6 protein-coding genes are annotated in these 5,634 nt (G+C 73.5%); 1 reads left to right on the top strand and 5 read right to left on the bottom strand.

The features are described 5' to 3' along the window. Nucleotides 1–96: 96 nt before the first annotated feature. Genes G3I42_RS27405 through G3I42_RS27385 form a run of 5 tightly spaced genes read right to left on the bottom strand, consistent with a single transcriptional unit; the run spans nt 97 to nt 5,210 of the window. A complete protein-coding gene (locus G3I42_RS27405; RefSeq protein WP_164290319.1) occupies nt 97–909 on the bottom strand; it encodes an ATP-binding cassette domain-containing protein in 813 nt (270 codons plus the stop codon). Beyond that, on the bottom strand, nt 906–1,748 hold the full coding sequence (locus tag G3I42_RS27400; RefSeq protein WP_164290317.1) for an ABC transporter ATP-binding protein: 843 nt from the start codon (nt 1,746–1,748) through the stop codon (nt 906–908). Before G3I42_RS27400 ends, G3I42_RS27405 begins: the two co-directional genes overlap by 4 nt. Continuing rightward, a complete protein-coding gene (locus tag G3I42_RS27395) occupies nt 1,745–2,659 on the bottom strand; it encodes an ABC transporter permease (protein ID WP_129286823.1) in 915 nt (304 codons plus the stop codon). Before G3I42_RS27395 ends, G3I42_RS27400 begins: the two co-directional genes overlap by 4 nt. Beyond that, on the bottom strand, nt 2,656–3,642 hold the full coding sequence (locus G3I42_RS27390) for an ABC transporter permease (RefSeq protein ID WP_164290315.1): 987 nt from the start codon (nt 3,640–3,642) through the stop codon (nt 2,656–2,658). The genes G3I42_RS27395 and G3I42_RS27390 overlap by 4 nt, the downstream gene beginning before the upstream one ends. After that, entirely contained in the window at nt 3,639–5,210 is a 1,572-nt protein-coding gene (locus G3I42_RS27385) for an ABC transporter substrate-binding protein (protein ID WP_164290314.1), read from the bottom strand. Before G3I42_RS27385 ends, G3I42_RS27390 begins: the two co-directional genes overlap by 4 nt. Nucleotides 5,211–5,387: 177 nt before the next feature. Here G3I42_RS27385 and G3I42_RS27380 point away from each other — a divergent pair. Beyond that, nucleotides 5,388–5,634 (top strand): helix-turn-helix domain-containing protein (locus G3I42_RS27380; RefSeq protein WP_203607415.1); only part of this gene is annotated, 247 nt, incomplete at its 3' end.

Below are 5,634 nucleotides of genomic sequence, written 5' to 3'. Positions count from 1 at the left end.
GGGCCGCGCGGTCCCGTACCACCGAGGCCGTGCGCCGCGCCCGTACCCCCGCCGTGGCCGTGCGACGCGCCCGTACCCCCGCCGTGGCGTGCGCGCTCATGCGGCGCTCCGGCGGCGACGGCGGGGGTCGGGCACCGGGACCGCGTCGAGGAGGGTGCGGGTGTAGTCGTGGGCGGGGTGGGCGAAAACCTCGGCGGCCGTGCCGGTCTCGACGATGCGGCCCGCGCGCATGACGGCGACGCGGTCGGAGATCTGCCGGACGACCGCGAGGTTGTGCGAGACGAAGAGGTACGTGAGGCCGAGGCGCTGTTGCAGCTCGGCGAGGAGGTCGAGGACGCGGGCCTGCACCGAGACGTCGAGGGCGCTGGTGGGCTCGTCGAGGACGACGAGGCGGGGTTCGAGGGCGAGGGCGCGGGCGATGGAGACGCGCTGGCGCTGGCCGCCGGAGAACTCGTGCGGGTAGCGGTCGAGGACGCCGGCGTCGAGTCCCACCGCGTCGAGGAGTTCGGCGACGCGGGCGCGGCGCCGGGCCCGGCCGCCCCTGCCGCGGTAGGCGGGGTCGTGCGTGACGAGGGGTTCGGCGACGATGTCGGCGACGCGCAGCCGCGGGTTCATGCTGGAGTACGGGTCCTGGAGGACAACCTGGAGCTGGCGGCGGAAGCGGCGCAGCGCGGCGTGGTCGAGGCCGTGCAGGTCGGTCCCGTCGAAGTGGACGGTGCCCGCGGTGGGTTCGGTGAGGCGCAGGAGGAGCCGGGTCAGCGTCGTCTTGCCGCAGCCCGATTCGCCGACGAGGGCGAGGGTCTCGCCCTCGTACACCGTGAGGTCGACGCCGTCGACGGCGACGCTCGGCGGGCGCCCGGGGAACTCCTTGCGCAGGCCGCGCATTTCGAGGAGCGGGGTGGCGGTCATGCGGCGGGCTCCAGTCGGGGCGTCGCGTCGAGGAGGGCGCGGGTGTACGGGTGGGCGGGGCGGGCGAAGACCTGCTCGACGCCGCCGCTCTCGACGACCTCGCCGTGGCGCATGACGACGACGCGGTCGGCGGTCTCGGCGACGACGCCGAGGTCGTGCGTGATGAGGACGACGGCCATGCCGTGGCGTTCCCGCAGGTCCGTGAGAAGGTCGAGGATCTGGCGCTGCACCGTGACGTCGAGCGCGGTGGTGGGTTCGTCGGCGATGAGGACGCGGGGGCGGGCGACGAGCGCGGAGGCGATCATGACGCGCTGGCGCAGGCCGCCGGAGAGTTCGTGGGGGTACTGGCGGTAGCGGCGCTCGGGGTCGGGGATGCCGACGTCGGCGAGGGCTTCGAGCGCCGCGGCGCGGGCCTCCTGGCGGCTGTGGCCGCCGTGCAGGCGCAGGACCTCGCTCACCTGGTGGCCGCAGCGCTGGAGCGGGTCGAGGCTCGTCATGGGGTCCTGGAAGACCATGGAGATGTCGCTGCCGCGCAGGCGGCGCAGGGCGCGTTCGGGGCGGTGCAGGATGTCGGCGCCGTCGAGGAGGACTTCGCCGCGCGGGTAGACGCAGGGCGGTTCGGGGTTGAGGCGCAGGGCGGCGAGCGCGGTGGCGGACTTGCCGCTGCCGGACTCGCCGACGACGGCGAGGGTCTCGCCCGCGTGGACGGCGAAGTTCACCCCGCGGACGGCGTGGACGGTGTGGGACTCCAGGCGGAAGTCGACGTGGAGGTCCTGGATCTGGAGGACGGGCGCGGCGGCCGGCGTGCCGGGCGTCTTCGGGGTCGCTTGCTCTGTCATCGGCGGTAGGCCTTCGGGTCCGCGACGTCGCGCAGGGCGTCGCCGGTGATGTTGACGGCGAGTGAGGTGAGCATGAGGGCGATGCCGGGGAAGACGGCGACCCACCAGGAGGTGCCGAGGTAGAGCTGTCCGTCGGCGAGCATCGCGCCCCAGGTCACGGTCTCCTTGGGGACGCCGAGGCCGAGGTAGCTCAGGGACGCCTCGGCGACGATGGCGGCGGCGATGTGCAGCGTGCCGATGGTCGCGAGGGGTGCCATGACGTTGGGCAGGAGGTGGCGGCGCATGATCGCGGGGTGCCGTACGCCGATCGCGTGCGCCTCGGTGACGAAGTCGCGGGTGCGCAGGGACAGCACCTCGGAGCGCACCACGCGGGCGTAGGAGACCCAGCCCGTGATGCCGAGGACGAGGATCACGTACCAGAGCCCGGAGCCGACGAAGCCGACGACCGCGAGGGCGAGGAGGATCGCGGGGAAGGCGAGCTGGACGTCGGCGAGGCGCATGAGGAGGCGGTCGGTCCAGCCGCCGAAGTACCCGGCGGCGAGCCCGGCGAGGGTGCCGAGGACTCCGGCGAGGAGGGCGGCGCCGGCGCCGACCATGAGCGAGACGCGCGTGCCGTAGATGACGCGGGAGAGCAGGTCGCGGCCGAGCTGGTCGGTGCCGAGGAGGTGCGCGGAGCTGCCGCCGTGCTGCCAGGCGGGCGGCTTGAGGCGCGCCAGGAGGTCCTGCGCGTTGGGGTCGGCCGGCGCGATGAGCGGGGCGAAGACGGCGCAGACGAGGACGAGGAGGAGGAAGGCGAGGGCGGCGACGGCGAGCTTGTTGCGGAGCAGGGAGCGTACGGCCGCCGCGCGGGTGCTCGCGGGCGCGGGCGGGGCGGCGGGCTCGGCCGCGGGGGGTGCGGTGGTCGTGGTCATGCGCGGGTCCTCACCCTCGGGTCGAGGAGGCTGTAGGAGAGGTCGACGAGGAGGTTGACGACGACGAAGGTCGCCGCGAAGAGCAGGATCGTGGCCTGGACGAGGGGGAAGTCACGGTTGGAGATGGCCTCGACGGTGAGGCGCCCGACGCCGGGCCAGGAGAAGACCTGTTCGGTGAGGATGGCGCCGCCGAGGAGACTGCCGACCTCCAGGCCGACGACGGTGACGACGGGCAGCGAGGCGTTGCGCAGCCCGTGCGTGAGGACGGTCCGTACGGGGCCGAGGCCGCGCGCGCGGGCGGTGCGGATGTGGTCGGAGGCGAGGACGTCGACGAGCGAGGAGCGCAGCAGCCTGGCGACGACGGCGACGGAGTAGACGGCGAGTGTCACCGAGGGCAGCACGAGGTGCGCGAAGCTTCCGTACCCGGAGGCGGGCAGGGCGTGCAGGCCGACGGCGAAGACGAGGACCAGGAGGATGCCGACCCAGAAGGGCGGCGTGGACTGGCCGAGGAGGACGCCGGTCATGACGGTGCGGTCGGTGGCGCGGCCCCGGCGCATCGCGGCGATGGTCCCGGCGGGCAGGGCGATGACGAGGGTGACGACGAGGGCGCCCGCCGCGAGGAGAAGGGTCGCGGGGATGCGGTCGGCGAGCACCGTGCGCACCGGCTGGTTGTAGAAGAGCGAGTCGCCGAAGTCGAGGCGCGGCAGGCCCCACAGGTAGTCGAGGTACTGCGTGAGCAGGGGGCGGTCGAGGCCGAGGCTGTGCCGCAGGACGTGTTCCTGCTGGGCGGTCGCGTCGGGCGGCAGGAGGACCTTGACGGGGTCTCCGGAGAGCCTGACGAGGAAGAAGGCGACGGTCGCGGTGCAGAGCAGGACGAGGAGCGCGGTGCCGACGCGGACGGCGAGGGTGCGCAGGACGTGCCCGGAGCGGCCCGGCCGTTTGACGGTCGCGGGTGCCGGGGTGGGGGCGAGCGTGGCGCTCATCGGGTGACCTCCGCGCTCGCCATGTCGAGGACTCCGGCGGCGCCGGGGGTCCAGTGGGGGCGGTCGTTGCGGGCGTAGATGTTGTCGATCTGGTACAGGGACACGAAGGGCGCCTCCGTCTTGACGAGTTCCTGGAGGCTGCTGAACGCGCGGCGGCGCGTGGCCGGTTCGACGGAGAGTTCCTCGGAGTCCACGAGGGCGTCGGCGCGCTTGTCGTGCCAGCGGCTCTGACGGCGGTCGGAGCGGACGTTGGACTGGAGCATGCTCTCGCCGTCGAGGGTCCACACGGTGGAGGCGGCGAGGTAGAGAGGGCCGAGGGCGCCGTGGTTGTCGGAGGTGAGGCGCTGCGCGTAGGTGCCGGGGTCCAGGAGGTTGACCTTGGCGTGCACCCCGGCGCGGGCGAGGAGTCCGGAGAGGGCTTCGGCGACGTTGGCGTCGACGTTGGAGGCGGTGAGGGTGGTGTGGAAGCCGTGCGGGTGCCCGGCCTCGGCGAGGAGGTCCTTCGCGCGGCCGACGGAGCGGGTGTACGGGGTGATCGCGTCGTCGAAGCCGAAGGCGCCGCGCGGGATCATCGCGGGCACCTCCTGGGCCTTGCCGCCGAGCACGGCCTTGATGAGCAGCGGCACGTCGACGGCGTGGTTGAGGGCCTGGCGCACCCGGCGGTCGCGCAGCGGTCCGTCGCTGAGGGTGTCGAGCGAGAGGTAGGAGGTGCGGATGCCGGTGTGGTGGTCGAGGTGGACGCCCGGGTAGCCGTCGAGTTGCTGGGCGGCGTCGGGGGTGAGGCCGCTGACGAGGTCCACCTCGCCGCTCTGGAGCGCGGCGAGCGCCGAGGAGGCGTTGGGCGCGGGGGTGAAGACGACCTCGTCCGGTCCGGGGCGCCCGCGCCAGTGGTGGGGGAAGGCGCGCAGGCGCAGTTCGTGGTCGCGCTGCCAGTGGGCGAACGTGAACGGGCCGGTGCCCACGGGGTGGTTGGCGAAGCCGTCGTCGCCGACCTTCGCGAGGTAGCGGGGCGGGACGACGACGCCGCCGAAGAGCGAGACCTTGTCCGGGAGGATCGGGTCGTGCACGGAGGTGTGGACGTCCACGGTGTGGGGGTCCACGACGGTGACCCCGTCGACGTACCGCAGTTCCACGATGGGGGACTTGGTGGCGGGGTCGAGGAGCCGGTCGAGACTGAACTTGACCGCTTTCGCGTCGCACGCCTCGCCGTTGTGGAAGCGGACGCCGGGGCGCAGCGAGAAGCGCCACACCTTCGGCGAGACGGCCTTCCAGGTGAGCGCGAGGCCGGGCTTCAGCTTGTTGTCGCGGCCCCGGACGGTGAGCGTGTCGAAGACGTTGACGAGGACGTTCATCGAGACCATGTCGCCCTGTTTCTGCGGGTCCATGGTCTTCGGGTCGCCGGTCTGGGAGACGCGCAGGACGTTGCCCGCGTGCGTGGCGGGCTCGGTGCCGCAGCCGGTGAGGAGCCCGGTCGCGGCCAGTGCGGGCACGGCCGCGCCGCCGTAGCGCAGCACGGTGCGGCGCGACGGGCGCGGCCCGTGTGACGCACCCCGAGGTATTCGTTCCATTGAGCAACACACCCGTTCCGGCAGATGGAATGCAGTGCGGGTAAGCTAAACCCCATGGGGAAAACGGTCAACAGTCGTTCGCAGGCGGCGGCCCTCGCGGCCCCCGATGTTTCGCCAGGTACGGGACTTGCCGCGGGGCCGGCGGACAGGACCGCTCCGGGTCCGGTGGACAAGGCGATGGAGGTGCTGTCGGCACTCGTCGCGACGGGCGCGCCGCACCGGCTCGCCGAGCTGTCCCGGCGTACGGGGCTCACGAAGCCCACCGTGCACCGGCTGTTGCGCTCGCTCGCCGCCGCCGGCTTCGCCGAGGCCGCCGAGGGCGGCAGCTACCGCCCGGGCCCGCGCCTGCTCGGCCTCGCCGCGGCCGTGCTCGCCGAGGAGCCCGTCCTGCGTCACGTGCGCCCGGTGCTCGGCGAACTCCACG

The sequence above is a fragment of the Streptomyces sp. SID11385 genome (assembly GCF_010548245.1).
Taxonomy (GTDB): Bacteria; Actinomycetota; Actinomycetes; order Streptomycetales; family Streptomycetaceae; genus Streptomyces.
This window is presented reverse-complemented; position numbering and strand designations above follow the sequence as displayed.

Bases quoted from the DNA above. Each gene is read 5' to 3' on its own strand.
- G3I42_RS27400 (WP_164290317.1), bottom strand. From the start codon at position 1,748: ATGACAGAGCAAGCGACCCCGAAGACGCCCGGCACGCCGGCCGCCGCG.
- G3I42_RS27385 (WP_164290314.1), bottom strand. From the start codon at position 5,210: ATGGAACGAATACCTCGGGGTGCGTCACACGGGCCGCGCCCGTCGCGC.
- G3I42_RS27395 (WP_129286823.1), bottom strand. From the start codon at position 2,659: ATGACCACGACCACCGCACCCCCCGCGGCCGAGCCCGCCGCCCCGCCC.
- G3I42_RS27405 (WP_164290319.1), bottom strand. From the start codon at position 909: ATGACCGCCACCCCGCTCCTCGAAATGCGCGGCCTGCGCAAGGAGTTC.
- G3I42_RS27390 (WP_164290315.1), bottom strand. From the start codon at position 3,642: ATGAGCGCCACGCTCGCCCCCACCCCGGCACCCGCGACCGTCAAACGG.